The 25,947-nt window shown below is 65.3% G+C and carries 22 protein-coding genes and 1 tRNA gene; 15 read left to right on the top strand and 8 right to left on the bottom strand.

Annotated features, from left to right (window positions below; translation table 11 throughout):
- Nucleotides 1–45 precede the first annotated feature (45 nt).
- From C265_RS04390 to trmB, 4 genes are all read left to right on the top strand, one after another.
- A complete protein-coding gene (locus C265_RS04390) occupies nucleotides 46–1,044 on the top strand; it encodes a LysR family transcriptional regulator (protein ID WP_010813775.1) in 999 nt (332 codons plus the stop codon).
- 107 nt (nucleotides 1,045–1,151) lie between these two features.
- Complete coding sequence (locus C265_RS04385) at nucleotides 1,152–2,012, top strand: transglutaminase family protein (RefSeq protein WP_011615870.1); 861 nt, start codon at nucleotides 1,152–1,154, stop codon at nucleotides 2,010–2,012.
- 98 nt (nucleotides 2,013–2,110) lie between these two features.
- Nucleotides 2,111–2,185, top strand: a tRNA-Gly gene (locus C265_RS04380).
- Nucleotides 2,186–2,251: 66 nt separating this feature from the next.
- Nucleotides 2,252–3,040, top strand: a complete 789-nt coding sequence (trmB, locus tag C265_RS04375; protein WP_010813777.1) for a tRNA (guanosine(46)-N7)-methyltransferase TrmB — start codon at nucleotides 2,252–2,254, stop codon at nucleotides 3,038–3,040.
- A 69-nt stretch (nucleotides 3,041–3,109) separates the two neighbouring features.
- On the opposite strand, the gene C265_RS04370 is transcribed toward trmB, so the two are convergent.
- The 3 genes from C265_RS04370 to C265_RS04360 form a co-directional block, all read right to left on the bottom strand.
- Complete coding sequence (locus C265_RS04370) at nucleotides 3,110–3,991, bottom strand: undecaprenyl-diphosphate phosphatase (RefSeq protein WP_010813778.1); 882 nt, start codon at nucleotides 3,989–3,991, stop codon at nucleotides 3,110–3,112.
- Nucleotides 3,992–4,069: 78 nt separating this feature from the next.
- Nucleotides 4,070–4,630 (bottom strand): DUF1439 domain-containing protein, encoded by a 561-nt coding sequence (locus C265_RS04365; RefSeq protein ID WP_010813779.1) that lies wholly within the window; start codon nucleotides 4,628–4,630, stop codon nucleotides 4,070–4,072.
- A 41-nt stretch (nucleotides 4,631–4,671) separates the two neighbouring features.
- A complete protein-coding gene (locus C265_RS04360) occupies nucleotides 4,672–4,977 on the bottom strand; it encodes a hypothetical protein (RefSeq protein ID WP_037023570.1) in 306 nt (101 codons plus the stop codon).
- Nucleotides 4,978–5,253: 276 nt separating this feature from the next.
- Between C265_RS04360 and C265_RS04355 the strand changes: the two genes are divergently transcribed.
- From C265_RS04355 to C265_RS04330, 6 genes are all read left to right on the top strand, one after another.
- Nucleotides 5,254–6,069: a TetR/AcrR family transcriptional regulator gene (locus C265_RS04355; protein ID WP_010813781.1), complete on the top strand. Its 816-nt coding sequence runs from the start codon at nucleotides 5,254–5,256 to the stop codon at nucleotides 6,067–6,069.
- 2 nt (nucleotides 6,070–6,071) lie between these two features.
- Nucleotides 6,072–7,184, top strand: coding sequence for an efflux RND transporter periplasmic adaptor subunit (locus C265_RS04350; protein WP_010813782.1), 1,113 nt, complete (start codon nucleotides 6,072–6,074; stop codon nucleotides 7,182–7,184).
- An 11-nt stretch (nucleotides 7,185–7,195) separates the two neighbouring features.
- Nucleotides 7,196–10,441 carry an efflux RND transporter permease subunit gene (locus C265_RS04345; RefSeq protein WP_010813783.1) on the top strand — a complete coding sequence of 1,082 codons (3,246 nt, stop codon included), beginning with the start codon at nucleotides 7,196–7,198 and terminating at the stop codon, nucleotides 10,439–10,441.
- A 113-nt stretch (nucleotides 10,442–10,554) separates the two neighbouring features.
- Nucleotides 10,555–11,208 carry a protein-L-isoaspartate O-methyltransferase gene (locus C265_RS04340; protein ID WP_010813784.1) on the top strand — a complete coding sequence of 218 codons (654 nt, stop codon included), beginning with the start codon at nucleotides 10,555–10,557 and terminating at the stop codon, nucleotides 11,206–11,208.
- A gap of 13 nt (nucleotides 11,209–11,221) precedes the next feature.
- Nucleotides 11,222–11,545, top strand: a complete 324-nt coding sequence (locus C265_RS04335; RefSeq protein WP_010813785.1) for a rhodanese-like domain-containing protein — start codon at nucleotides 11,222–11,224, stop codon at nucleotides 11,543–11,545.
- Nucleotides 11,546–11,620: 75 nt separating this feature from the next.
- Entirely contained in the window at nucleotides 11,621–13,138 is a 1,518-nt protein-coding gene (locus C265_RS04330; protein ID WP_010813786.1) for a TolC family outer membrane protein, read from the top strand.
- 67 nt (nucleotides 13,139–13,205) lie between these two features.
- On the opposite strand, the gene C265_RS04325 is transcribed toward C265_RS04330, so the two are convergent.
- Nucleotides 13,206–14,030 (bottom strand): META and DUF4377 domain-containing protein, encoded by an 825-nt coding sequence (locus C265_RS04325; protein ID WP_010813787.1) that lies wholly within the window; start codon nucleotides 14,028–14,030, stop codon nucleotides 13,206–13,208.
- 356 nt (nucleotides 14,031–14,386) lie between these two features.
- Between C265_RS04325 and C265_RS04320 the strand changes: the two genes are divergently transcribed.
- Both C265_RS04320 and C265_RS04315 read left to right on the top strand, forming a co-directional pair.
- Complete coding sequence (locus C265_RS04320) at nucleotides 14,387–15,676, top strand: O-antigen ligase (protein ID WP_010813788.1); 1,290 nt, start codon at nucleotides 14,387–14,389, stop codon at nucleotides 15,674–15,676.
- Entirely contained in the window at nucleotides 15,673–16,764 is a 1,092-nt protein-coding gene (locus tag C265_RS04315) for a glycosyltransferase family 4 protein (protein ID WP_037023568.1), read from the top strand. The genes C265_RS04320 and C265_RS04315 overlap by 4 nt, the downstream gene beginning before the upstream one ends.
- Nucleotides 16,765–16,772: 8 nt before the next feature.
- On the opposite strand, the gene waaA is transcribed toward C265_RS04315, so the two are convergent.
- The 3 genes from waaA to C265_RS04300 are packed head-to-tail and all read right to left on the bottom strand — an operon-like array spanning nucleotide 16,773 to nucleotide 20,534.
- Nucleotides 16,773–18,062 (bottom strand): lipid IV(A) 3-deoxy-D-manno-octulosonic acid transferase, encoded by a 1,290-nt coding sequence (gene waaA, locus C265_RS04310; RefSeq protein ID WP_010813790.1) that lies wholly within the window; start codon nucleotides 18,060–18,062, stop codon nucleotides 16,773–16,775.
- Nucleotides 18,062–19,168 (bottom strand): lipopolysaccharide heptosyltransferase I, encoded by a 1,107-nt coding sequence (gene waaC / locus C265_RS04305; protein ID WP_010813791.1) that lies wholly within the window; start codon nucleotides 19,166–19,168, stop codon nucleotides 18,062–18,064. The genes waaA and waaC overlap by 1 nt, the downstream gene beginning before the upstream one ends.
- On the bottom strand, nucleotides 19,149–20,534 hold the full coding sequence (locus C265_RS04300; protein WP_010813792.1) for a phosphomannomutase/phosphoglucomutase: 1,386 nt from the start codon (nucleotides 20,532–20,534) through the stop codon (nucleotides 19,149–19,151). Before C265_RS04300 ends, waaC begins: the two co-directional genes overlap by 20 nt.
- 413 nt (nucleotides 20,535–20,947) lie before the next feature.
- On the opposite strand from C265_RS04300, the gene C265_RS04295 reads away from it, so the two are divergent.
- Genes C265_RS04295 through C265_RS04285 form a run of 3 tightly spaced genes read left to right on the top strand, consistent with a single transcriptional unit; the run spans nucleotide 20,948 to nucleotide 24,650 of the window.
- Nucleotides 20,948–22,264: a sugar transferase gene (locus C265_RS04295; protein ID WP_035816666.1), complete on the top strand. Its 1,317-nt coding sequence runs from the start codon at nucleotides 20,948–20,950 to the stop codon at nucleotides 22,262–22,264.
- Nucleotides 22,265–22,296: 32 nt separating this feature from the next.
- Nucleotides 22,297–23,430: a glycosyltransferase gene (locus C265_RS04290; RefSeq protein ID WP_037023649.1), complete on the top strand. Its 1,134-nt coding sequence runs from the start codon at nucleotides 22,297–22,299 to the stop codon at nucleotides 23,428–23,430.
- Entirely contained in the window at nucleotides 23,415–24,650 is a 1,236-nt protein-coding gene (locus tag C265_RS04285; RefSeq protein ID WP_037023566.1) for an oligosaccharide flippase family protein, read from the top strand. Before C265_RS04290 ends, C265_RS04285 begins: the two co-directional genes overlap by 16 nt.
- Before the next feature lie 171 nt (nucleotides 24,651–24,821).
- Here C265_RS04285 and C265_RS04280 read toward each other — a convergent pair whose 3' ends face one another.
- Nucleotides 24,822–25,889: a glycosyl transferase gene (locus C265_RS04280; protein ID WP_010813796.1), complete on the bottom strand. Its 1,068-nt coding sequence runs from the start codon at nucleotides 25,887–25,889 to the stop codon at nucleotides 24,822–24,824.
- Between the last annotated feature and the right edge of the window lie 58 nt (nucleotides 25,890–25,947).

Here is a 25,947-nt window from a genome sequence, read left to right as displayed (position 1 = left end):
ATTCGAAACAATTATCCAGTCTTGATGGAACCATCACGTTTTGTTATGAGTCCCGCCTCCCCTACGCGCGCCAGCGCCGCCACGCCGTCTCCCAACCGGATTGACCGGCTGCGCATCCGGCACCTGCGCCTGCTCGACCTGGTGGCGCGCAGCGGCTCGCTGACCGCGGCCGGCGAAGCGCTGCATATCAGCCAGCCCGCCGTCACCAAGATGCTGCAGGAACTGGAGTACGCCTTCGGCTGCAGGCTGATCGAACGCACCACGCGCGGCGGACGGCTGAGTGCCGCGGGCGAACGCGCGCTGGAGCGGCTGCGCGTGGTGCTGGGCGTGATCGACGCCGCCGGCGAGGCGCTGCAGGCGCGCCCGGAAGTGCCGCTGGTCCGGCTGGGCATGCTGCCGCTGGTGGGCGTGGACGTGCTGCCGCAGGCGGTCGCGCTGCTGCGGGCCCAGGACGCGCTGCCGCGGCTGGCAGTGCGCGAACATAGCGTCGGCGGCCTGACCGCAATGCTCTGCGAAGGCGAACTCGACTGCATCGTGGGCCGGCTGCAGAAAGACGACACCGACCAGCTCAAGGCCAGGGTCCACATCACCCCGCTGCGCGATGAATACCTGGCCGTGGTCTGCGCCCCCGCCCACGCGCTGGCGCGGCGCCGCGAGGTCGCGCTGGCGGACCTGCATGAAGGTCCCTGGATCCTGCCGCCGCGCGGCACCCACACGCGCGACGTGTTCGAGCAGCCATTCCTCGACGCCGGCCAGCTGCCGCCCGTTCCGCATATCGAATCGGCCTCGTTCCACAGCAACCTGGCCATGACCGCCGCGGGCGGCTTCCTGACGGTGGCGCCGGCCACGGCGCTGGCCCACTACCAGGCCATGTCGATGGTGCGGGAAGTGCGGCTGCGCACCCCGTTTGCATCGGGCCGGCTGGTCTTCATCACCCCGGCGCAGATCGAGGCGCCGCCCGCCGTGATCCGGTTGCGCGAAGCCCTCGAAGCGGTGACAAGGCAGGACACCGGCGCGCCGCCGGCACGCGCGCGGCGCCGCTGACAGGTCACGGTCTGGCTGCCGCACTACACTGGCAATGGATGCACCGCCATTTCCGGCCCCAGGGAACCGGCCGCCTTTCCACGGCCCCAGCCAGTGCTGACCACCCGATGAACCGCCTCAGGTACGCAGTAAGCCTGTCCTATGAAGTCATGGATCCCATGGCGGACTTCCTGCTCAATATCGAAGCCGCCCGCACGCCCCGGCAGTCCGTCGTCTCGGAGCAGCTGACGCTGCCGCCCGGCCTCGAGACCGCCCGCTACACCGATCCCGTGCTGGCCAACCGGCTGCTCAGGCTGCGCGCACCCCAGGGCCCCCTCGGCATCCGCTATGAGGCGATCATCGACATCGATCACTACCTGGAAGACGGCGACAGGTTGTCAGAAGTGCCCGTTGCCGAGTTGCCCTTCGATGTCCTGCCCTACCTGGCACCAAGCCGCTACTGCGAATCCGACCGCCTGATGGAATTCGCCAGCCGCGAGTTCGGCGGCATGCTGCGGGGCTATGTGCGCGTCTACGCCATCCGCGAGTGGGTGCGCAATCATGTGCGCTTCCTGTCGCGGTCCACCAACGAACGCACCTCGGCTGCCGACACAATCGTGGAACGCACCGGCGTCTGCAGGGATTTCGCCCACCTGATGATCGCCCTGTGCCGCGCGCTGAGCATCCCGGCACGCATGTCCAGCAGCCTCGACTACGGCGCGGACGCAGACATGGGCGGGCCGGATTTCCACGCGGTGGTGGAGGTCTACCTGTCGCACCGCTGGTACCTGCTGGATCCTTCGGGCATCTCGATCCCCACCGGCCTGCTTCGCATCGGCACCGGCCGGGATGCCGCGGACATACCGTTTGCGGCCATCTTCGGCCAGGTAAGGTCGGAGCGGCCCGCGGTGGAAATCGAGCCGTTGACGGATGCGGCGGCTGGCATCGGGATGCCGGTGTTTACGCCGCAGGCGATTTCTACGTGGTAGCGGATCCGGACGTTAGTGCTCGCACAGGCACTTATTTTGCCCGTACCGCAGCTGGCAGCTTGCGTCCTCGCCAGAAATCCGCATAGAATCGCGGGTTCGCGGGCGTCGTATAATGGCTATTACCTTAGCTTCCCAAGCTAAAGACGTGGGTTCGATTCCCATCGCCCGCTCCACTTCCAGTCGAGACAAGCCGCCTTTGCCACCATTACGGTGATCTGCCCGGCGGCTTTTTTGTTGCCATGCTTCCCCAAGACCCCAGCACCGAACCGACGCCGGCTGACGACGCCGCGCCGGTAGACAGCGCCGGACAAGCGTCCGCCCCCTCTCCTGCCGATCCTGAAGGCGTTGCGCATCCGCGCCGGATCCGTTCGTTCGTGCGCCGCGCGGGGCGGACCTCGACCGGGCAGCAGCGTGCCATCGACGAAGTCGGGCCGCGCATGATGGTGCCGTACGCACCGCAGCCACTGGACTGGGAGGCAACATTTGGCCGCAAGGCGCCGTCGATCCTTGAGATCGGCTTCGGCATGGGCGAGACCACCGCGCATATCGCCGGCCTGCGGCCGCAAGACAACTTCCTGGGCTGCGAGGTGCATGAGCCCGGCGTGGGCGCGCTGCTCAAGCTGATCGACGAGCGCGGCCTGGGCAATGTGCGGATCCTCCAGCACGATGCGGTGGAGGTGATCGCGCATATGCTGACCGATGACTGCCTGGACGGCGTGCATATCTACTTCCCGGACCCCTGGCACAAGAAGCGCCACAACAAGCGCCGGCTGGTGCAGCCGCCGCTGGTGAAGGTGCTGGCCGCGCGGCTGAAGCCGGGCGGCTATATCCATTGCGCGACCGACTGGGAAGAGTATGCGCACCAGATGCTGGAAGTGCTGTCGGGCGAGCCGTTGCTGGAGAACACCTCGACCGCTGCGGACGGATTTGCCGAGCGGCCCGATTACCGGCCCGTGACCAAGTTCGAGCGGCGCGGCGTGCGCCTCGGGCATGGCGTGTGGGACGTGGTCTTCCGCAAGCGCGCCTGAGCGCTGGCGACGGAGAAACAAAAAAGCGTGGCACCTGCCACGCTTTTTTGTTGCCTGCTGCAATCCCGCTCAGGCGTGCCAGGACACCAGGCCGGAGTACGCGGTCAACAGCACCACGATGCCGAAGGCGATACGGTACCAGGCAAACGGCTTGAAATCATGCGTGGCGACGAAACGCAGCAGCCAGCGCACGCACAGGAAGGCGGACAGGAAGGCAAAGACGAAGCCCACCGCGAAGATGCCGAGGTCGTCCCCGTTCAGCAGCGCGCGCGCCTTGTACAGCTCGTAGACGGTGGCGCCGAAGATCACCGGGATCGCCAGGAAGAACGAGAACTCGGTGGCCACCTGCCGCGACAGCCCGAACAGCATGCCGCCGATGATGGTGGCGCCCGAGCGCGAGGTGCCCGGCACCAGCGCGAAGCATTGCGCCAGGCCGACCTTGAGGGCATCGCGCCAGTTCAGGTCATCGACCGATTCAATCCGCGGCGCGCCGGCCTTGGCGGCCTCCAGCAGCGCATTGCCCTGCGGATGCGAGACCGTGCCGCGGCGCGCGTCGCGCCATTCGGCCAGCAGGATCACCACGCCGCCGACGATAAAGGCCAGCGCCACCGAGATCGGGTTGAACAGGTGGGCCTTGATCCATTTGCCGAAGATAAAGGCCAGCACGATGGCCGGCACCGAGGCGATCACCACGTTGGCGGCAAAGCGTTGCGCGAGCGGCTCGGCGCGCAGGCCGCGCACCACGTTGCCGATGCGCGCGCGGAATTCCCAGCATACCGCCAGGATCGCGCCGAACTGGATCACGATTTCGAAGATCTTGCCCTTCTCGTCGTTGAAGTCGAGCAGCTGGCCGGCCAGGATCAGGTGGCCGGTGCTGGAGATGGGGAGAAACTCGGTCAGTCCTTCGACGATGCCGAGTATCACGGCTTTCAGGGCAAGTGCGATTTCCATGCGGAACGGAGAAACGTGGTCATGGGCGTTGCCCGGCATGCGCGCCGGACCGCCTGGATTGTTGTATGAGCGCCCCGGTCACGGGCGGTTGATCTTGACGTTGATGCCGTCTGGCAAAACGGTGATTGTACCGGGTGCCACATTCGTGCCGGCAACCCGCAGCTGGTCTTCGCGGAAGGTATAGAGCGGATAGTCCTGCAGCAGCTGCTCGGCCAGGATGCCGCCCAGCGCGTTGAGCTGGCGCGAAAACTGCGCGGGCATGCCCTGCACGTCGAAGCGCTGCACCTCGGGGTCCTGCAGCACCACCGAGCGCGTGGGTTCGTCATAGCGCAGGCCGCTGTCCAGCGCAAAACGCCCTGACAGGGCCCGGCTGAAGAACAGCTTGTTGTCGATCATGGCGTCAAACTGCACGTTGACGCGGTTGCGCGCCGGGTCCAGCGTCAGCTGCGGGTTGGTCAGCTGGATGTCGAACAACTCCATATAGCGCTTGTTGAACGGAAACTTGCGCTCCAGCGCCGCCTGCAGCTGGCTTTGCGAGAAGGTGTATTCGTTGCGGAAGGCGCCGCAGGCGGCCAGGCCCACGGCCAGCGTGGCCGCGGCTGCCGCGGCAAGCCAGCGCCGTCGGGAAGTCCGGATCATATTGCCTCCGATTGCGGGATAGTCAGGTGGCGTACCAGGCGTCATGCGAGCGGACCGGGCCGCCCGGGCCCGGCCTGCGGCGCGGTCAGGATTTCCAGCCGGGTCAGCCAGTGCAGCGCGGCTTCGCGCGAATCGCCGCACATCTCGGCCGACGGCTTCAGGCCGCCGCAGAACGCAGGCCGGTCCGGGCTGCCGAATACCGCGCAGCGCATATCCGGCAGCAGCTGCGCGCACGGCTCGCCCGCCGGCTTGCCGGCGGGCATGCCGGGTAGCGGCGAGGCAATCGACGGGGCGATGCAGCAGGCGCCGCAGCCCGCGCGGCAGGAAAGGTCTGACCGGCAGCTCATGACGATGGTTCAGGATGTGCAATGGACAGCCGCAAAGCGGCCGGCACAAAACGGACATTGTGCCCGAAGGGCCGCTGTCGTCCTGTAAGAAAAGGAAAACGCCGTAAACCGCGCCCGGGCGCCGCCGGAAAAAGCGGACAACAAGCCACACGCGGCAAATCAGCCTCAGTGCCGCCTCGGTGTGTTCCCGAGGGTCGCCGGCCTGCGCTTGACCCCCTCATGGCGCTCATCTACATTACTGACCCACAAGTTATTAACTTTCTGAGCCGCCCCCACGTGCCCCGCAGCACCCGCAAGACATCCGTGAAAACGCCCGCCGATCCGCACAAGGACGCCGACACCCCGCGCTGGAGCCGGCGCAAGGCCGCCCGCCCGCAAGAGCTGGTGGCGGCCGCGCTCGACCTCTTCGTTGAGCGCGGGTATGCGGCCACGCGGCTGGAAGACGTGGCCGCGGCGGCCGGCGTGTCCAAGGGCACGGTCTATCTTTACTTTGCCAACAAGGAAGAGCTGTTCAAGTCGGTGGTGCGCGAGAACCTGGTGCCGGCACTGGCGCGCGGCTCGGACCTGGTCGACGCCTACGACGGCAGCACGCCCGAGCTGTTGCGCGAGCTGCTGCGCGGCTGGTGGGGCCTGATCGGCGCCACGCCGGTGGCGGGGCTGACCAAGCTGATCATGGCCGAGTCGGCCAACTTCCCGGACATCGCCCGTTTCTATAACCAGGAAGTGATGATGCCGGGCGACGAGTTGTTCGCCAAGGTGCTGGCCCGCGGCGTGGCGCGCGGCGAATTCCGCGCGATGCCGGCCAACCCCACCACGACGCTGGTCTGTGCGCCGCTGGTGTTCCTGATGCTGTGGCAGCGCGCGCTGCGCGCCACCGCCGAGAAGGACATCGACCCCGAGGCCTTCCTGGACGGCCTGCTGGACACGCTGCTGTTCGGGCTCACCACCGGCGATGCCCGCAATCGCCCGCTGCCGCCGCAGACCGGCCCCTATATCTGGGAACGCATCCGCGACGACATGCTGGCGCAACGCGCCGCCGCCATGGAAGCCGACGCCGAGCCCGATCCCCCTGCGCCGCGACCCGGCCCCTGAACATGAAGCGCAAGACCCTGCTGATCACCGCCGCCTGCATCGCCATCGCGCTGACCGCCACGGTCGCCGTGCGCAAGGCCGGCAGCGCGCGTCAGCCGCAGGCGCCGGCCCAGGCCGCCGTCAACGTGGTGGAATTCCTGCAGACCGACCTGGTCAGCGTGGCGCGCCAGGACCTGCGGGTGTCGCTGCCGCTGTCGGGCAGCCTGCGTGCGCTGAACCAGGCCTCGGTCAAGGCCAAGGTCTCCGGCGAGGTCAAGGCGGTGCTGGTACGTGAGGGCGAGCCGGTGCGCGCCGGCCAGGTGATCGTGCGCATCGATCCCACCGAGTACGAGGCCAGGGTAGCGCAGGCGCGCGGCCAGATGCTGGCCACGCGCGGGCAGTTCGAGAACTCGCGCCAGACCTGGGAGCGCAACCGCGAGCTGGTCGGCAAGGGCTTTATCTCCAGGACCGCGTTCGACAAGTACCAGGCCGACCTGGACGTTGCCCGCGCCAACCTTGACGCGGCCCAGGGCGGCCTGGCGGTGGCGCAGAAGGCGCTGGCCGACACCGTGGTCAAGGCCCCGCTCGACGGCATGGTGGCCGCGCGCACGGTGCAGCCGGGCGAGAAGGTCTCGCCGGATACGCGCCTGGTCGACGTGGTCGACCTGCGCGTGCTGGAACTGGAAGCGCCGATTCCGATGGCGGACGTGGCGCGCGCCGCGGTCGGCCAGCCGGTGGCGCTGGACGTGGAAGGCGCCGGCCGCTTCACCGGCAAGCTGGTGCGCATCAACCCGGCAGTCAGCCAGGGCACGCGCAGCATCATGGTCTATATCCGCGTCGAGAATGCAGACCAGACGCTGCGCGCCGGCATGTTCGCGCGCGGCGCGCTGGTGCTGGGCGAGCGTGCCGGCGTAGTGGCGGTGCCGTCCTCGGCGGTGCGCACGGAAGGCGAGCGCGCCTTTGTCTATGCCATCGACAAGGACACCCTGGCCGAGCGCCCGGTGCAGCTTGGCATCCGCGACGAGGCCAGCGGCATGGTGGAGATCGTCTCGGGGCTGGACGCGGGCACCGAGATCGTCCGCAACAACCTCGGCACGCTGCGCAGCGGCAGCCAGGTCAAGCGCGTCAAGGCATAAGGGCCCGCGCCATGTGGTTCACGCGCCTGTCGATCCGCAACCCGGTGCTGGCCACCATGATGATGATGGCCTTCATCGTGGTGGGGCTGTTCTCTTACCAGCGGCTGCCGGTCGACCAGTTCCCCGACATCACCTTCCCGGTGGTGGTGGTGCAGACGGAATATCCCGGCGCCGCGCCGGAGTCGGTGGAGTCCGACGTCACGCGCAAGGTCGAGGAGATCGTCAACACCATCTCCGGCATCGACGAGATCTTCTCGCATTCGTACCAGGGCACTTCGGTCGTCGTCATCAAGTTCGACCTGAGCGTCGACGTCGGCCAGGCCGCGCAGGACGTACGCGACAAGATCGCGCTGATCCGCCCGCAGTTCCGCGACGAGGTGAAAGAGCCGCGCGTGCTGCGCTATGACCCGTCCGATGCGCCGATCTTCTATCTCTCGGTCTCCAACGCACCGGGCGCCACCCGCAGCCAGCGCGAGCTGACCACCATCGCCGACCAGATCGTGCGCAAGCGGCTGGAGACGGTGCGCGGCGTGGGCGCCATCAATATCGTGGGCGGCACCAAGCGCGAGGTCGAGATCCGCATCCGGCCGGCGCAGCTCGAGGCGCTGGGGATCGGCGTGGACCAGGTCATGAACGCCATCCGCAACGAGAACCAGGAACTGCCCGCGGGCGAGCTGCGTTCCTCGGCCACGGAAACGGTGGTGCAGATCAAGGGCCGCGTGCCCACCCCCGACGCGTTCCGCCAGATCATCGTCGCGCGCCGCGCCGGACAGCCGGTCACGCTGGGCGAGATTGCCGATGTGCGCGACGGCCAGGAAGAGCAGGAAAGCCTGGCGCTGCTGGACGGCAAGCGCGCCCTGTTCCTGTCGGTGGTGAAGGCGCAGGGACAGAACACGGTCGATACCGTCGACGGCCTGGTGCGCATGACCGAGGAAACACGCAAGCTGGTGCCGGCCGGGGTGCAGCTGAATGTGGTCAACGACACCGCGCGCGGCATCCGCAGCAGCGTCAAGGAGGTGCGATCGACGCTGCTGGAAGGCGCCTTCCTGACGGTGGCGATCGTATTCCTGTTCCTGGGCTCCTGGCGCAGCACGGTGATCACCGGCCTGACGCTGCCGATCGCGCTGATCGGCACCTTCGGCGTGATGTATATGTGCGGCTTCACGCTCAACGTGATCACGCTGATGGCGCTGTCGCTGTGCGTGGGCCTGCTGATCGACGATGCCATCGTGGTGCGCGAGAACATCGTGCGCCACAACCTGATGGGCAAGGACCACCGCAGCGCGGCGCTGGACGGCACCAACGAGATTGGGCTGGCGGTGCTGGCCACCACCTTCTCGATCGTGGCGGTGTTCCTGCCGGTGGGCTTCATGGGCGGCATCATCGGGCGCTTCTTCCACCAGTTCGGCATCACCGTGGTGGCGGCGGTGCTGATCTCGATGTTCGTCTCGTTCACGCTGGACCCGATGCTGTCGTCGGTCTGGCATGACCCGGACCTGCACGGCACCGGCAACAAGAAGAGCTGGTACGGGCGCACGGTGGGGCGGTTGCTGGACTGGTTCTCGGCAAAGATGGACAAGCTTGGCAACGGCTACGCCGGCATGCTGGGCTGGGCGCTGAAGCACCGGCTGGCCACCGCCATCATCGCCGCGGTAACCTTCTTCGGCAGCTTTGCGCTGGTGCCGCTGATCGGCACGGAATTCGTGCCCAATGCCGACCTGGGCGAGACCCAGGTGGGATTCACCACGCCGGTCGGCACCTCGATCGAAGTCACCGAAGCCAAGGTGCGGCAGGTGGAAGCCGCGCTCAAATCGTTCCCCGAAGTGGCCTACACCTACGCCACCATCAACTCGGGCAATGCCTCGGGCCGCAACAATGCGCTGGTGTCGGTGCGCCTGACCGAGCGGCGCTCGCGCCAGCTGTCCACCGCGCAGCTCAACCCGCTGATCCGGCAGCGCCTGGCGGGCATTGCCGGCATCACGCTGACGATGGTGGGCATGCCCGACGGCGCCGGCGGCCAGAAGGCGATCCAGGTATCGATCCAGGGCGATGACCTGGACGAACTGCGGCGCCTGTCCAGGGAAGCCGGCACGCGCATGAAGGCGATCCGCGGCCTGGCCGACCTGGATTCGAGCATGAAGGACGACCGCCCCACCATCGAGGTGCGCATCCGGCGCGAGCTGGCCTCTGACCTGGGCGTGGGCGTGGCGCAGATCGGCAATGCCCTGCGCCCGCTGCTGGCCGGCGACGCCATCAGCTCATGGCGCGCGCCCGATGACGAGAACTACGACGTGCGCGTGCGCCTGCCCAGGGACGCGCGCACCGGCATGGCCGACCTGAGCGCGCTGATGATCGCCAGCAGCCAGACCAACGCCGACGGCTCGCCCAGGATGGTGCCGCTGCGCCAGATCGCCGAGCTGGTGCCGACCACCGGCGCCAACCAGATCAGCCGGCGCGACCTGAACCGCGAGGTCGAGCTGACCGCCAACGTGGCCGGGCGCTCGGCCGGCGAAGTCGCGCGCGACGTCAAGGCCGCGCTGGACGGCATGAACTGGCCGGCCGGCTACAAGTACCGCTTTGGCGGGTCGACCAAGTCGATGAACGAGTCCTTCGGCTACGCCGTGTCCGCGCTGGCGCTGGCGGTGATCTTCATCTACATGATCCTGGCCTCGCAGTTCGCCAGCTTCTTCCAGCCGATCGCCATCATGACCTCGCTGCCGCTGACGCTGGTCGGCGTGTTCGCGGCGCTGCTGCTGTTCCGCTCGACGCTGAACATGTTCTCGATCATCGGCTTCATCATGCTGATGGGGCTGGTGACCAAGAACGCGATCCTGCTGGTGGACTTCGCCAACCAGGCGCGCCAGGGCCATGTGGACCAGGGTGGAGTTGGCGACGGCCGCCAGCCGCTGTCGCGCGAGGCGGCGCTGGTGGAGGCCGCGCGCGTGCGGCTGCGCCCCATCCTGATGACCACGCTGGCGATGATCTTCGGCATGGTGCCGCTGGCCTTCAGCCTGGGCGAAGGCGCCGAGCAGCGCGCGCCGATGGGCCAGACCGTGATCGGCGGGATCATTACCTCGTCGATCCTGACGCTGGTGGTGGTGCCGGTGATCTATACGTATCTTGATGATTTCGGCGCCTGGCTGCGCCGGCTGTGGCAAGGCAAGCCCGCCAGCGAGCCCGCAGCGCACGCGCAGCCCGCGCCCGGCCGGCAAGCGGCACCGGATCGCCCGGCCCCGGCGGAGGCCAGCGCGGAATGAGCCTGGCGGCGTCTGCAAGGTTAAAATAAAGGGTTTGATAAGACTGTCCGGCCGTGGCACCGCGCGGCCGGCGCACAGACCGACAGCGGTTGGCATTGGTAAGGAATGGCAAGATGGATCTCGAAAAAGCCCGATTCAACATGATCGAACAGCAAATCCGCCCGTGGGACGTGCTGGACCAGGAAATCCTGGACCTGCTGGCGGTAGTCAAGCGGGAGCAGTTCGTCCCGGCCGCGTACGCCTCGCTGGCGTTCGTCGACATGGAGATTCCGCTGCCCGCCGGGCAGAACATGCTGGCGCCGCGCGTGGAAGCCCGCATCCTGCAGGACCTGGCCGTGCGCAAGCATGAGAACGTGCTGGAAATCGGCGCCGGCTCCGGCTACATGGCCGCCCTGCTGGCCAACCGCGCGCGCCACGTGCTGACCGTGGACATCGTGCCCGAGCTGGTCGAGCTGGCCCGCACCAACCTGGCCAACGCGGGCGTCACCAACGTCGACGTGGCCGAAGGCAACGCCGCCGACGGCTGGAGCGCCGCCGCGCCCTACGACGTGATCTGCATCTCGGGCTCGCTGCCGGCGATTCCGCAGTCGATCCTGTCGCAGGTCAAGGTGGGCGGCCGCATCGCCGCCTTCATCGGCGAACTGCCGGTAATGGAAGCGCGCCTGGTCACACGCGTGTCCGAGACCGAATACCAGGTCGTCAACCTGTTCGAAACCGCGGTCAAGCCCCTGCAGGGCGCGGCCCGGCCGTCGCAATTCCAGTTCTGAGGACGGATCCACCATGCAGGTCATCAAAGCGACCGAACTGGCCCAGTGGCTGGCCGATGCCAGCCGCGCCAAGCCGGTCCTGCTCGACGTGCGTGAAGGCTGGGAGGTGCAGACCTGCGCCATACCCGGCATCACCCACATCCCGATGCGGGACATCCCCGCGCGCGCGGCCGAACTCGACGAAGACGCCGACATCGTCTGCATCTGCCACCACGGCGCACGCAGCATGCAGGTGGCGGCCTACCTGGAGCGCCAGGGCTACGGCAAGGTCTACAACCTGACCGGCGGCGTCGACGCCTGGGCCAGCGATGTCGACCCGGCCATGCCGAAGTACTGAAGCGGCAGTCCAGCACAGCAACACCAAGAAGAATCGACTGTAGCCGCGGCCCGCGCCCGGCAACCTGGAGCTTTCATGACGTTTGCGCCCAACGCCCTGCCCGGAGTGATCCGGACACGCCTGGCGATCGCGGTTTCCCTGCTTGCCCCGCTGCTGGCCATGATGCCGGCGGCACCGGCAAGCGCGGCCGACCTGCTGCAGGTCTATCGCGATGCGCAAGCCAATGACGCGCAGTTTGCCAGCGCGCGCTCGCAGCTGCTGGCCACGCGCGAGCGGCTGCCCCAGGGCCGCGCCGGGCTGCTGCCGCAGGTGGTCGGCACCGCGGGCGCCAACCGCACCAAGCTCGACCAGACCGCTTCGCTGCCGGTCGGCGCCGGGGCCAGCGCCTCCGGCACGCGCTTCTTCAACAACAACAACTGGCAGCTGCAACTGAGCCAGCCGCTGTTCCGCTGGGACCGCTGGGAAACCTACAAGCAGGGCGAACTGGCGTCGCTGGCCGGTGAAGTCAGCTTCCACCAGGCCGAGCTCGACCTGATCACGCGCAGCGCGCAGGCCTACTTCGACGTGCTGGCGGCACAGGACAACCTCTACCTGGCACGCGCGCAGAAGAAGGCCATCTCCGAGCAGCTGGAGCAGGCCAAGCGCAATTTCGAAGTCGGCACCGCCACCATCACCGACACCAACGACGCCCAGGCCCGCTATGACCTGGCCACTTCGACCGAAATCGCCGCGCAGAGCGACCTTGAGATCAAGCGCGCCACGCTGCAGCAGATCACCGGCAAGCCGGTCGACGAAGTGCTGGGCCTGCGCCCCGAGGCACCCATCCCCGGCCCGCAGCCGCCCGACGTCAACGCCTGGGCCGCGCAGGCAGAGACCAGCAACCTGCAGGTGAACCTGGCCAGCTACAACCTGGAAACCGCCCAGCGCGAAACCAACAAGGCCAAGGCCGGCCACCTGCCCTCGGTCGACCTGGTGGCCTCGTACGGCTTCACCAATCAGACCGGCAGCGCCACGCAGGCGATCTCCACCCATTACAACGCCTCGCAGATCGGCGTGCAGCTGACCATGCCGATCTTCGCCGGCGGCCAGATCCAGTCGCGCGTGCGCGAGACCCTGGCCCTGGCCGACAAGGCCGCCAGCGACCTGGAATTCGCGCGCCGCAGCGCCGCGCAGACGGCCCGCCAGACCTACTCCGGCGTGTCCAACGGCCTGGCCCAGGTCAAGGCCCTGGAAGCCGCCGAACGCTCGGCCACCAGTGCGGTGGAATCCAACCAGCTCGGCTATGAAGTGGGCGTGCGCATCAATATCGACGTGCTCAACGCCGAAGCGCAACTGTTTTCGACCCGGCGCGACCTGGCCAAGGCCCGCTACGACACCATCATGAACGGCCTGAGGCTGAAGGCCTCCACTGGCGTGCTGCAGGAAGCCGATGTGGTGCAGATCAACACCCTGCTGACCTCTTCGCCGGGCGCGCTGTACAAGCTGCCCGCGCCCGCCCAGGCCGGCGCCAGGGCCCCGGCAAACCCGCGCGCCTCGGTCGAGCGCCGCGGCACGCGGCGCGAAGCCACGCCCGCCGGCGCACCGCGCTCCTGATCCTCCGCAGCACGCCGCAAAGCAAAACGGGCCGCAACTGCGGCCCGTTTGCGTGAACGGCGTCGCACTACTTCGCCCGCGTACGCGACTCCACCTTCAGCAGCTGCCAGCGGATCGACGACGCATCGGCCGGCGGGTTCGGCACCTGGTACTCGCGCACTCGCAGCGTGTAGGCCACGCCCGGCTCAAAATCCAGCCCCTCGATCGGGCCATACCAGAGCTGCCACGGCGCCTCCGGCGATTCGCGCCAGCGGTAGCACGTCATCTTGCCCACCCCCGAGCACTCCACGCGCTGCGAATCGATATAGACCACCTTCTCCACGCCGCCGGCCTCCACGCTCGCACCGCGCCTGCCCACGCCTTCGCGCTCGACAAACTGCAGCAGGTCGCCGCCGGCGGTCTTCCAGATGATCTGCCGGCCCGTGCTGCCCGCCGACGGCTGCGTGCCGACCGTGGCAAACGGCGTCTGCATCGCCTTGAGCAACGCCGATTCCAGTTCCATGCGCGGCGGCGGGCAAGCCATGCGCGTGCCGGCGATGCGGTCGAAGCGGATGCCGGTATCGGTCTTGCCATAGCTGCCGGTAAAGCGGTTGCAGCCACTGGTACCGCTGACCGTGCCCTGCGCGGCATCGATGCCCTCATTGAACTCAAAAATGATGGGCTGGCCGTTGTCGCCGTGCGGGATATCGCGCTGCGCGCCGTCGGGCTGCTGCCAGCGCACCAGTTCCCAGCGGCTGGGGCCGGAGGGTTGGGTCTGGTTGAGGTTGGTGCCGGCGGAGGGGAGGTCAGGCGCCGGCGCGGTCGTGCAGGCCCCGAGCATGACTGCCACCAGCAAGGCGGCCGCGCTGCGGGCAGCCAGGGAGAAGGGGAACAGGCTGGTACGGCTGTGCATGAAGAACTCCTGTAACAGGCCGCTCAAGACGGCCGCATGGATGCAATCGACAGATCTGACAAAGGGCATGCCGAAAAGTGCACCCTACTGATACATCAGTTTAGCAAGGCGGTTGCGCCAAAGCGCCGGTGAAGCATCGATTGAATCACATACATTCTGTAACGTCCCAACCGGTTCGGCGGGCTAGGATGCGGAACATCAAGAAATCCCACCCTGACCATCCGATATAATTGCCTCGCCCGGCGCAGCAATGTGACCGACAGGCTCCGCTGCTCAGCAGGCGGCAACAAAATAATAAGAAGGATGGATCGGCCCGCATCCCGAGTGCACAACCCTTCCTCCGGAAACCTCTCTCCATGCACTTGATGACGAGATTGCAGAGATCCCAATCGTATGGGGTCGACAAAGCTCTGTACCTGGCCGCCTGTGCCGTTCTGGCAGCGTTCCCTGCGCTGATGTTTGTCAAGCCGACGGTTAGCAACCTCTGCTACGGACTCCTGCTCGGCTGGAGCGCCATCACTCTCGTTGCCGGCGGGCGCGCGGGCCGGGCGGAATGTGGGGAGCTGCTGCGCAGGTACTGGTTCTTCATGCTGGCCATGGCGGCGTTACCGCTGGCAGTGCTGTTGCAGCAACTGCTGTCGGGGGCGGAGGAGCCGCATGTTTCTTACCTTTACCTGCGCTTTGCCTTGTTCATTCCGTTGGTTTTTGGGATGGTACGGCTTGGCAGGGGTGGGATGCGGAGCGTGCAGTGGGGTTTCGTGGTCTGTGCACTCCTTTCCGCGGCCTGGATCCACGAGGCGACAGCTGCCGGTCGCCCAGTTCACGTAGGGTCTTCCAATATCATTCCCCTTAGCAATCTTTCCATGCTGATGGGAATACTCGCCCTGATTTCAATTGGATGGGATCGGCGCAGGGACTATTTGCAATCGGGCCTGAAGCTGCTGGCCGGCTTTGCCGGCCTGTACGCCTCATACATGAGTGGCACGCGTGGCGGCTGGCTCGCCATCCCGGTGCTGGCGATCATTGCGTTGGCAGCATCTCGCAGATTGACTCGCCTACACAAGGCCGCCGCCCTCGCAGGACTGGCCGGTCTTATGACCCTCACCTGGTTCGGCAGCGCCTGGGTGCAGCAGCGCACGACAGAGGTTGTATCCGAACTGTCTCAATTTGATCACCATGTAACACTGGACACGTCGATCGGTATACGGCTACAGCTGTGGCGAGAATCGCTCCAGATGGTGCAGGCCCATCCCTGGACCGGCGTGGGGCCGGAGAACTTCGAGCGGACCCTGCAGACGCTTGCGGCGCAGCATGAGATCTCCCCACTCGCTGCCAGCATGCCGCATTCACACAACGAACTCCTGCATGCTACGGCCACACTCGGCATCCCGGGCCTATTGGCAATCCTTGCTCTGTATCTGGTACCGGCCGCCTTCTTCCTGCGCCATCTTGGCAATGCCGACCGGGGCACGCAGGTTGCCAGCGCCATGGGCCTGGCCCTGTGCTGCGGCTTCATGGTGTTCGGCCTGACCGAGGTCATGTTCGCCACGACCCTGGTCAATGCCTTCTACAGCCTGATCATGGCCGTTTGCTTTGCCTATGTGGTTGCGCGCAAGGACGCATTGCCCGCGCGGGCGGCCAGTTGAGCCAGGACTCACGACGCAACATCTGCTTCCTGACCGGTACCTTGAATGCGATGGCCGGCGCGGAGCGGATGACCGCAACGATCGCCAATGCGCTGGCCGATCTTGGCCATCGTGTCACGATCCTGAGCCTCTGGGATGCTGCCAGCCGGTTCCCTCTGCATCCACGCGTGCGCCATGAAGCGCTGTTCGCGCAACGGCCCTCCTTCAAACGCGCCTATTTCGCCACGGTCGCCGGCATCCGCAGGCACTGCACCGCGCATCGCATCGATGTGCTGGTACAGGTCGACACCATGCTCGAACTCTTCGTGCTGCCTGCCACCCTCGGCCTGGGCCTGCACCATATCGCGTGGGAGCATTGCCACTTCGACGAGGATCTCGGCAAACCGGCGCGCAAGGTGGCACGTCGGCTGGCCGCGCAGTTCTGCCGGCAGGTGGTCGTGCTGACAGAACGGGACCGCCGCCGCTGGCTTGAGGCACTGCGGCCGCGCAGCGAGGTAGTCTGCCTGCCGAATCCGTTGCCATTTCCGATGCCGGCCGAACCCGCGCCACGCATGCAGAAGACCGTGCTGGCCATGGGCCGGCTGGTCCCGGCGAAAGGTTTCGATGTCTTGCTGCGCGCCTGGCAGAAGGTGGTGGAAGCGGAACCGGAATGGCAACTGGTCATCCACGGCGAAGGCGAAGCGCGCGCTGCCCTCACTGCACTGGTCGGCCAGTTGCAACTGCAAGGCCGGGCCAGCCTGCCGGGCATCTGCCAGGATCCGGCGCAGGCCTACGGGCGTGCATCGGTCTTCTGCCTGAGTTCGCGCTATGAGGGATTCGGGCTGGTGCTGATCGAAGCGATGGCCTTTGGCCTGCCGATCGTATCAACCGATTGCGAGACCGGACCCCGCGAACTGCTCACCCCGGGGCAGGATGCGCTGGTGGTTGCCGCGGATGACGCCGATGCGCTGGCCAAGGCGCTGCTGGCGGTGATCCGCCAACCGGAACTGGCGAGCCGCCTTGGCGCCAGTGGCCGCCACAAGGCAAGCCATTTCACGCTGGAACGGCTTGCCTTGCAGTGGGATGCCCTGGTCAAGGCACCAGGGTAAGCGCCGGATCAGCCTTCCAGCGCCGGGGCCAGCGCAGCGAGGGTGCGCACGGTGGCGCCCCGATGCAGACCCGCAAAGGTCTGCGCATGCGCGCGCATATCGGCCAGACGGGCCGGATCGGCCAGCACGATTGCTGCGGTGCGCATCAGCGCATCGGCATTGTCGACGCGCAGGCAAGCGCCCGCGGCAATCGCGTCTTCCGTCGCCTGCGCAAAGTTGAAGGTATGCGGACCGACCAGCACCGGCGTGCCGACCGCGCAGGCCTCGATCAGGTTCTGTCCCCCCAACGGCAACAGGCTGCCACCGATAAAGGCAAGATCCGACGCAGCAAAGTACATCGCCATCTCGCCCATCGAATCGCCCAGCACGATATCGGCAGTCAGCGGCGACTGGATGCCGTCAAGATCCAGTGCACTCCGGCGCTCGACCGAGAACCCCGCACGCGCCGCCATCGCGGCGACTTCATCGAAGCGTTGCGGGTGACGGGGGATCAGCAGCAGAGCGGGACGCGGGACATCGCCCGCCAGTGATTGCCAACGGGAGAACGCGTCGAGCAACATCGGCTCCTCTCCCTCGCGCGTGCTGGCGGCTGCCAGCACCGCACGCGTGCCAATGACCTTGCGCAACTGCTCGCCCAGCGCAACGCCTGCCGGCGCCGGCTGCATATCGAACTTCAGGTTGCCGGTTATCTGCACCGCCGGCACGCCCAACGCCTGAAAGCGCTCGGCATCACCCGCCGTCTGCGCCAGCACGCCCGCAAAATCCCCATACATGACCGCCGCAGCACGCCCAAACCGCGCCGTGCGCCGGAAGCTGCGCGGCGACAGGCGCGCATTGACCAGGAACAACGGCACTCCGGCCTTGCGCGCGCCGCGCACCAGGTTGGGCCACACCTCCGTCTCCATCAGCATGCCCGCCTGCGGCCGGAAGTACCGCATGAAACACCCCACCAGCCATGGCAGGTCATACGGCAGGTAGCACTGCAGGATGCGCGGCTCCTTGCCGAACAGCTGCGCACCGGTCTGGCGGCCGGTCGGCGTCATGTGCGTCAGCAGCAGGCGGTGGTGCGGATAGGCGCCGAGCAGCGCCTCGATCAGCGGCTGCGCGGCGCGGGTCTCGCCCACCGACACGGCGTGGACCCATAGCCATGGACCTTTCCGGGGCAGGCTGCCATATATACCCAGGCGTTCGCCGACATGCTGCAAGTAGCCCGGCTCCTTGCGCGCACGCCAGGCCAGGCGCAGCAGCGCCAGCGGCAGCACCACCACCCACAACATGCTATAGAGCAAACGCAGCATCAGGCAGCCACTCCGCGCACGCGGCAAGCCGCGTCGTAGACCTCATCGACCGATGGCACCACGCCGTCGTCACCGACATTGGCGATGCGCCCGGACCAGTAGCCCTCAGTCTTCCAGCGCCACGTGGCCGTATAGATCTCTACCGTCGGCCGGCACAATGCCGCGGCGATATGGACCAGGCCCGTATCGACCCCGATCACCACCTCGGCCCGGTTGATCAGCCCGAAACCCTGCATCACCGAGAATCGCGGCAACACCCTCGCCTGAGGCACACCGGCAGCGATCTCTTCGGCAGCCTGGCGTTCCTTGTCATTGCCCCACGGCAGCAACATCACCAGCCCCTCATCCGCCAGCCGCCTGCCCAGCGCATGCCAGTTCTGCACCGCCCATTTCTTGCGCGCGCCAGCGGTCGCATGGAAGCACACGGCATAGCGCGCAGGCAGATCGCCCCACAGCGGATCGTCCACATGCAGCGACTGCGCGGCAGGCCCGAAAAACTGCGGCGGCTCCGCCGGCACAAGCCCAGTCAGCGCAGCGCCCAGCAAGCGCGAGCGCCGCACCGAATGCGTCTGGCGCGGCACACGCACCGGATCGGTGTATAGCAGCCGCGCCGCCGGCTCATAGCCGGAGCCCTGCGTGGCATTGCCCAGCCCGATAATCGGCGCACCGGGCGCCCGCGCGGCCACGCGCGCAACCACCGCGGTCTTGAGCAAACCCTGGCTCTCGATCACCGCGTCATAGCGCTCCTGGCGCAGCGCGTCACGCACCTCGCCCACCTCGCGCCAGGTGCCGCCCTGCAGGATGCGCTTGCGCCAGCGCCGCAGCGCAAACGGAATTACCCGGCGCACCTCCGGCAACAGACGGACAAGCTCGACATAGCCCTCTTCCACCACCCAGTCGATCTCGGCGCCCGGCCAGCGCGCGCGCAGATCATGCACCAGCGGCATGTTGTGCACCACGTCACCGAGCGACGACACCTTGACCAGCAGGATGCGCGGCCGTTCCGGCAGTATGAAAGGCACCGCGGCCGGCGTGGGCTGCGCCACACCGGCCGCGTCCGATGATGCCGCCGGCACCGTCGCGCGCTCAGAACGGGAGCTGAGCATCCGGCTTCTCTGCCAGGATCACGCGCTTGAACTCCGCCTGGATACGCGCCAGCGCGGCGTCGTTATCCGCCTCGAAACGCATCACCACCACCGGGGTGGTGTTGGACGGGCGTGCCAGGCCAAAGCCATCGGCATACTCCACGCGCACGCCATCGATGGTGATCACCTCACGCGCCCCTTCGAACTTCGCGTTCGCCTTGATCTGGTCCAGCAGCGTGAACGGCTCACCCTCGGCACACTTGAGCTGCAGTTCCGGCGTGTTGTTGGCATTCGGCAGCGCGTTCAGCACCGCGCTCGGATCCGCGTGGCGCGACAGGATCTCCAGCAGGCGCGCGCCCGTGTACAGGCCATCGTCAAAACCGTACCAGCGATCCTTGAAAAACACGTGGCCGCTCATCTCGCCCGCGATCGGCGCGCCCGTTTCCTTCAGCTTGGCCTTGACCAGCGAATGGCCGGTCTTCCACATCAGCGGCTCACCGCCGTGCTCGCGGATCCAGGGGGCCAGTTTGCCGGTGCATTTCACGTCGTAAATAACCTGCGCGCCCGGATTACGCGACAGGATCTCTTCAGCGAACAGCATCAGTTGCCTGTCCGGGAAAATCACCTGACCGTCCTTGGTCACCACGCCAAGGCGGTCGCCGTCACCGTCGAAGGCCAGGCCAAGCTCGCAGTCCGTCTCGCGCAGGGCCTTCATCAGATCCTGCAGATTCTCGATATGTGCGGGATCAGGGTGGTGGTTCGGGAAATTGCCGTCCACGTCGCAGAACAGCTCAGTCACCTCGCAGCCCAGGCCACGGAACAGGTCACCCACGAAGGCGCCGGCCACGCCGTTGCCGGCATCCAGGGCAATCTTCATCGGACGGGCCAGCTTGACGTCGCCGATGATGCGGTCGAGGTACTTTTGGCGCACATCGACTTGCTTGTAGGTGCCGGCACCGCTGCTGAACTGGCCGGCTTCGATCCGCTGGCGCAGCGCCTGGATCTGCTCGCCATAGATCGCCTTGCCGGCCAGCACCATCTTGAAACCGTTGTAGTCCGGCGGGTTGTGGCTGCCGGTGACCATGATGCCGGAGGTCGGGCGGACGCCGTCGATCTCGATGTTGGTGGCGAAGTAGACCATCGGGGTGGCGACCATGCCGATGTCGATCACGTCCAGGCCGGCGGCGCGCAGGCCTTCTACCAGGCCGGAGATTAGGTCGGGGCCGGAGAGGCGGCCGTCGCGGCCTACGGCGATGGATTTTTCGCCCAGGTCTGCGGCGGCGGTGCCGAAGGAAAGGCCGATGAAGCGGGCAACCTCACGCGTCAGCGTCTTGCCAACGACGCCACGAATGTCATAGGCCTTAAAGATCGAAGAGTCAATTTGCATGAGCATTACGAAAGTTGGATACGTGTCATGAAAGCGTCGAACCGCCAAATCGGCGCAGGGGAGCATTGTGCCGGATTGTGCAACCGCGGTGACCGATAGCGACTCAGGAAGTGCTCCGGACCAAGACGCCGTGGCACCTAATGCACTAGAGTGCACATCGCGGGCTGCGGCTAGGCACGCAGTTATAATCATGCGCCCCGATTGCAGAAATCCCGCCGCTGATTGAAACCACTATGCGTCGCAAGAGCGCTGAAAGCACTACAATTGTGCGCACTCATCCACTCGGCCTAGCCATCATACCTGTTTGCCTGACAAGCCGGTGGCGCAGGAAAAACTGGTTGCAGTTGCAAAACTTTGTAAATCTTTGAAGTGGCGAACTCACGTAACGGGTTGACGTGTGGCTAGATTCACTAATGACGAAAACCAACAGTATGTCCCGCTCCGCCCCGACCGTTCGTGCACGAGGATCCGAGATCATTCGGCGCGCCAGCCGGATGGTGGGCTGGGCGCTGTTAGGCCTAATGTTTCTCGGCCTCGGCATGTTTGCAGTTGAGGAACTGCGCCAGACTGGAATTGTCACCGGGCTGTTCACGCGCACACTAGGCTGGTCTGCAGCCGCGTATCTCGGCGCGTTCGCGCTGATGCTCAGGTCACTGCATTTGCCACCCGTCGAGGGCAACAGCCTTGTCGGGCTGTCCGTGACATTGGCTTTTGTAGCCCTGCTCCTATGTTTCGCCGTTCTGCGACTAGAGTATTCACGCGTGGCGTTGTTGCTCACCTATTTTGGCACACTGGTGTGGACTTGGTTTGGGTACCGCTTGTTTGTCAGGAACTATGTACCCGTGTTTGGATACTCCGATCCCACGACACTCGCGCAACTCGAACAGATCGTGAACATGCCCGGTGCTGCCCTGCCGAGTCCGCACCGGTTCGAACATATCCGGTCCCTGCAGGAAGCCACCGGGTGTGACGCATTGATGGTCGATCGGCACGCCATGGCCGATCCGGAACGCACTCGCACGCTGTCGCGGCTGAAGCTAACACATGTCCGCATGTATTCCGTCGAACGAATCGGCGAGATGCTGACTGGGCGAGTGGGACTCGCGCACATCGATGAGAATTTCCTTGACGACTACGCCAAGCACTATTTTTACGGCTTCCTGAAGCGACTCATCGACATCGTTTCCGTGGTGGCAATGGCACCGCTTGCAGTTCCGGTAGGCGCGCTAGTGGCACTTGCCGTCCGCCTTGAGTCAAAGGGCCCGGCTGTATTCCGTCAAGTGCGTGTCGGTCTATTCGGTCGCCCCTTTGTCATGTTGAAGTTCCGCAGCATGACCACTGAGGAAGATGCTCCTGCGCAGTTCGCGTCGAAGCAAGATCCTCGTGTCACCCGCGTTGGCCGGATCATCCGCAAGTATCGGCTCGACGAGATTCCGCAGCTCTGGAATGTGTTGACCGGTGACATGAGCCTGATCGGGCCTCGGCCGGAACAAGTGCCCATGGTCGAGCAGTTCTCGCAGAGCATTCCCTACTATCCCTATCGCCATCTGGTTCGCCCCGGCCTCTCGGGCTGGGCGCAGGTACAGCAGGGCTATGTAGGCACCCACGAGGAGACGGTCACAAAGCTAAGTTACGACCTGTACTACGTGAAACACTGTTCGTTTGCCTTGGATCTGCTTATTGCAGTCAAGACACTGCGAACCTTACTTACCGGATACGGCGCGCGTTGAACCAGTCCGAGCCATCCGCTCAGCCGGAGTCCTTGCGTATCCTGCTGGTGACAACCGGCCTACGCATGGGCGGTGCTGAACAGCAGGTTGCTGCCCTCGCGAAAGAGTTCATCGCACGAGGCAACAGCGTCGCGCTGATCAGCCTGACTCCGGATTGCGAAGTCCCCATGCCCGACGCGGTAGAGTGCTTGATGCTCGATTTGCGCAAGACACCTCTGTCGATGGTTCATGCGCTATTGAAAGCACGACGCTTTGCACTGGAATGGCGCCCGGACATCGTGAATTCGCATATGTTCCATGCGAATCTGTTTGCGCGGTCACTGTCGCGCATTTGCCGTCTGCCTCCGCTGATCTGCGCGGCACACAGCTTTTCAGAGGGCGGCCGGCTGCGCATGCTCTGTTATCGGCTCACCGATCGCTGGTGTACGCTGACGACGCAGGTCAGCCAGGCCAGTCGCGCAGAGATGATCCGGGCGGGAGCCGTCAGGCCTGACCGTGTTCGCGTGATGTACAACGGGATCGATACGGAGAAATTCAAGCCAGACGTGGCACTACGCGAGCGCACGCGCGCGCAGCTTGGCATTGATTCCCGCGCACATTTGATCCTGACCATAGGACGCCTGGCCGTAGAGAAAGCGCAAGATAGGCTGATCGATGCGTTCCAACGGATGAACCGTTCACAAACTACTCGCCTTTTCGTTGCAGGCGACGGGCCGCAGCGCGCAGCGTTGCAGGAGCGGATATCAAAATATGGACTGCACGATGCCGTCTCGCTGCTGGGGACAAGGCACGATATTCCCGCCCTGTTAAATGCAGCTGATCTTTTCGTACTCTCTTCACGCGTCGAGGGCATGCCTCTAGCGATTGGCGAAGCGCTGGCTTGCGGGCGCCCTGTCGTAGCCACTTCGGCGCCCGGCGTCAAGGAACTAATGGGTGACATTGGCACCATGGTGCCCATTGATGATACCGATGCACTGGCGCTTGCCATGACGCAATCGTTTGCCGCCGAGGCCGGAACCGATGGCCAGCGCGACATGCGCCGCCAACGAATCGTCACGCACTTCGGTATTGCCGCTGCCGCCGATCGCTGGCTATCGCTCTATCGCGAGATGCACTGCGAAGCCTCCGAACACGCACGCTGCACAAGGTCATGCGGCGACGCATAGCTGGCAACGTCGGCTGGATGTTGCTCGATCGCTGCTCGCAAGTGCTGGTGGGCATCGGCATCGTCGCGATACTCGCACGTACCCTCGGCACCGACGGCTTTGCGGCGTTTCAATACGCCCAGTCCCTGGTACTGATCGGGGCGTCCGTCGCGCTGATTTGCGGTAGCGAAGTCGTGGTTCCGCGGCTTGTGGCGCTTGGCGATCTAGCCGCACAACATCGGCTCCTCAAGCACGTATTCCGCCTGCGCCTTCTGGCCGCGTGCTGCGCCTACCTGCTGGTCTGCGGCTTTCTATGGGTATCCCGGCAAGGGGATGCCAGTTGGCAGCCGGCTTTGATCTTGGCTATCACAATCCTGCTTCGCGAACCCTCTGGCGTCGTGATCGCGTGGACGCAGGCCCATACGCGAACCCGGCCAAGTGTGCTGATCAATCTTGCTTCCCTCGCTTTGAAAGCCGGCTCTGTTGCCACGCTTGCCGTGATGGGAATTCATGCCGTCGGCGCCTACGCCGCCGCGTTCGTACTTGAGGCCCTGATGGCCGCTGTCTTACTCGGCACCTTCTATCGCAAATACATGCCACAGGAGGCTGTCGATTACGATGGCCAACTGACGCGTCAGCTGTTCCGCGATGGATCTCTTTTCTGGATCAGCTTTATGCTGATGATGGCGGCACGCAGGGCTGATCAGCTGATACTCAGACCGCACGTACCTTCTGAAGAGTTCGCTGCCTATGCGGCCGCAATGCAGATCGTGGACAACTACACCACGTTGGCCACCATTCTCGCGACTGGCATCGCTCCGCTCTACGTCTATGCACGGGATGCGTCCACGGGCATTCGCAATGTACTGAAGCTGGCGGCCCTCATCACCATCGTGGGGGCTGCCGGCACCGTGCCCCTTACCCTCCTGGCACCATGGATCGTGCATCTGCTGTATGGCGCCGCTTTTGCGGAGGCAAGCTCGCTATTGCGCCTGGCCACCCTTGCCTCGCCGTTGGTGTTTGCCGATGTTGGCTTTACTATCCTGGCAGCTTACCTGCGCAAGCCCCGATGGATCGCCATCAAATGGGGCCTTGCGCTTCTGGCAACAGTTGCTGTCGATCTGACTGCTATTCCCCGATTTGGCGCGAAAGGGGCCATTCTAGGCTACACAGTTGCCAATGTCCTGGCCACGCTTGCGGGCGTCTACATGTGGCTCCACGCGCGAAAGGCGCAGGCATGATCTGCGCACCTGCCAATTTGAACTCAACCAGGCGCCTGCCCATCGCCCTCCAATTCTCGAAGAATTCCTGAAACGCAAAATATTGCAGGCCCTGAGGCAGGCACCGGCGCAGAGACCGCCCACGGCGTTGGAGAGAGGGGGAATTCAGCTTCCATGTGGCTCGCATTGGCACTATCGCGAGCGAAGTCTCCGTATCCATCGGATCACGACCCACGCTCGCTGCATGATCAGCAAGTGAATGCCCGTAAGTAGCAGGAATGCGACGAACAGGATGGACTCCGGCACGCCTTGCTTCCATGCAATCACGCCAATCAGACCGAGGAGGAAGTTGCCCACCAGGAGGAACCAGACTGCCTGCTTGCTATCCAGTCCCGCCCGCAACAGCAGGTGATGCAGGTGGGTGCGATCGGCCGCCAGCGGATTCTTGCCCTGGATTGCTCGACGCAAAACCACTGCCAGCAGATCAATCAAGATCAGCCCGACCACCCAGAGCATAACGGCCGGGGGCACGTAACCGCCACCCGGGTTGTACTCCTTCTGCGACAGCTCCACCGAGAACCAGCTGATCCCGTAGCCCAGCAACAAACTTCCCGCATCGCCCAGGAAAACCAACCGGCGGCGCAGGGGGCTGGGCATGTTGAACAGCAGGAAACCTGCAATGGCGCCACACACCAGAAGGCAGATCCGGTATGCCCCCGGATTGCCAATGTCGTTTGCCAGCCATGCGAACCAGCCGAACACGATAAAGGAAAGTCCCCCTGCCAGGCCATCCATGCCATCGGTCATGTTGATGGCATTGACCACCGCGAGGACAGCAAGAAGGGTCAGCGGAATGCCCCACGCATGAAGAATGACGTCGCGCTTGTTGAGGAGATCGCCCAGCGAGTGTAGATACACCTCGCCCCACGAAGTCATCAGGATTGCGGCTGTGAACTGGAATGCCAGCTTGCTTAGTGGCGGAATGCCATTCAGATCGTCGAACAGGCCAACCAGCGCAAGCAGCGTCAGGCCAATGTACAGCGGCGTGTACTGATCATAGCCGCGCACGAACATCGCCGTGGACACCCAGACCGCGATAAGGATCGCGATACCTCCGACCAGCGGCGTCGAGCCTTCGTGCCGCTTTCTTCCGCCAGGGTGGTCAAGCAAACCTCCGCGGGTGGCCAGTGGGCGCAGGATCAGCACAGCGCCTGCACTCAACAAGGCCGCGATTGCAGGGAGCCAGAATAGTTCAAACATGAAAACTCAAGAGAAATCGTAGCGCCAAGGTCGGGCCGGCATTCGCGTAGAATGTCGG

Origin of the sequence: Cupriavidus sp. GA3-3, assembly GCF_000389805.1 — a bacterium.
Lineage (GTDB): Bacteria > Pseudomonadota > Gammaproteobacteria > Burkholderiales > Burkholderiaceae > Cupriavidus > Cupriavidus necator_D.
This window is presented reverse-complemented; position numbering and strand designations above follow the sequence as displayed.

What these genes read in the sequence shown, in the direction of transcription:
- C265_RS04390 (WP_010813775.1), top strand. Translation starts at nt 46, where the DNA reads ATGAGTCCCGCCTCCCCTACGCGCGCCAGCGCCGCCACGCCGTCTCCC.
- C265_RS04385 (WP_011615870.1), top strand. Translation starts at nt 1,152, where the DNA reads ATGAACCGCCTCAGGTACGCAGTAAGCCTGTCCTATGAAGTCATGGAT.
- trmB (WP_010813777.1), top strand. Translation starts at nt 2,252, where the DNA reads ATGCTTCCCCAAGACCCCAGCACCGAACCGACGCCGGCTGACGACGCC.
- C265_RS04370 (WP_010813778.1), bottom strand. Translation starts at nt 3,991, where the DNA reads ATGGAAATCGCACTTGCCCTGAAAGCCGTGATACTCGGCATCGTCGAA.
- C265_RS04365 (WP_010813779.1), bottom strand. Translation starts at nt 4,630, where the DNA reads ATGATCCGGACTTCCCGACGGCGCTGGCTTGCCGCGGCAGCCGCGGCC.
- C265_RS04360 (WP_037023570.1), bottom strand. Translation starts at nt 4,977, where the DNA reads ATGAGCTGCCGGTCAGACCTTTCCTGCCGCGCGGGCTGCGGCGCCTGC.
- C265_RS04350 (WP_010813782.1), top strand. Translation starts at nt 6,072, where the DNA reads ATGAAGCGCAAGACCCTGCTGATCACCGCCGCCTGCATCGCCATCGCG.
- C265_RS04345 (WP_010813783.1), top strand. Translation starts at nt 7,196, where the DNA reads ATGTGGTTCACGCGCCTGTCGATCCGCAACCCGGTGCTGGCCACCATG.
- C265_RS04340 (WP_010813784.1), top strand. Translation starts at nt 10,555, where the DNA reads ATGGATCTCGAAAAAGCCCGATTCAACATGATCGAACAGCAAATCCGC.
- C265_RS04335 (WP_010813785.1), top strand. Translation starts at nt 11,222, where the DNA reads ATGCAGGTCATCAAAGCGACCGAACTGGCCCAGTGGCTGGCCGATGCC.
- C265_RS04330 (WP_010813786.1), top strand. Translation starts at nt 11,621, where the DNA reads ATGACGTTTGCGCCCAACGCCCTGCCCGGAGTGATCCGGACACGCCTG.
- C265_RS04325 (WP_010813787.1), bottom strand. Translation starts at nt 14,030, where the DNA reads ATGCACAGCCGTACCAGCCTGTTCCCCTTCTCCCTGGCTGCCCGCAGC.
- C265_RS04320 (WP_010813788.1), top strand. Translation starts at nt 14,387, where the DNA reads ATGCACTTGATGACGAGATTGCAGAGATCCCAATCGTATGGGGTCGAC.
- waaA (WP_010813790.1), bottom strand. Translation starts at nt 18,062, where the DNA reads ATGCTGCGTTTGCTCTATAGCATGTTGTGGGTGGTGGTGCTGCCGCTG.
- waaC (WP_010813791.1), bottom strand. Translation starts at nt 19,168, where the DNA reads ATGCTCAGCTCCCGTTCTGAGCGCGCGACGGTGCCGGCGGCATCATCG.
- C265_RS04300 (WP_010813792.1), bottom strand. Translation starts at nt 20,534, where the DNA reads ATGCAAATTGACTCTTCGATCTTTAAGGCCTATGACATTCGTGGCGTC.
- C265_RS04295 (WP_035816666.1), top strand. Translation starts at nt 20,948, where the DNA reads ATGACGAAAACCAACAGTATGTCCCGCTCCGCCCCGACCGTTCGTGCA.
- C265_RS04285 (WP_037023566.1), top strand. Translation starts at nt 23,415, where the DNA reads ATGCGGCGACGCATAGCTGGCAACGTCGGCTGGATGTTGCTCGATCGC.
- C265_RS04280 (WP_010813796.1), bottom strand. Translation starts at nt 25,889, where the DNA reads ATGTTTGAACTATTCTGGCTCCCTGCAATCGCGGCCTTGTTGAGTGCA.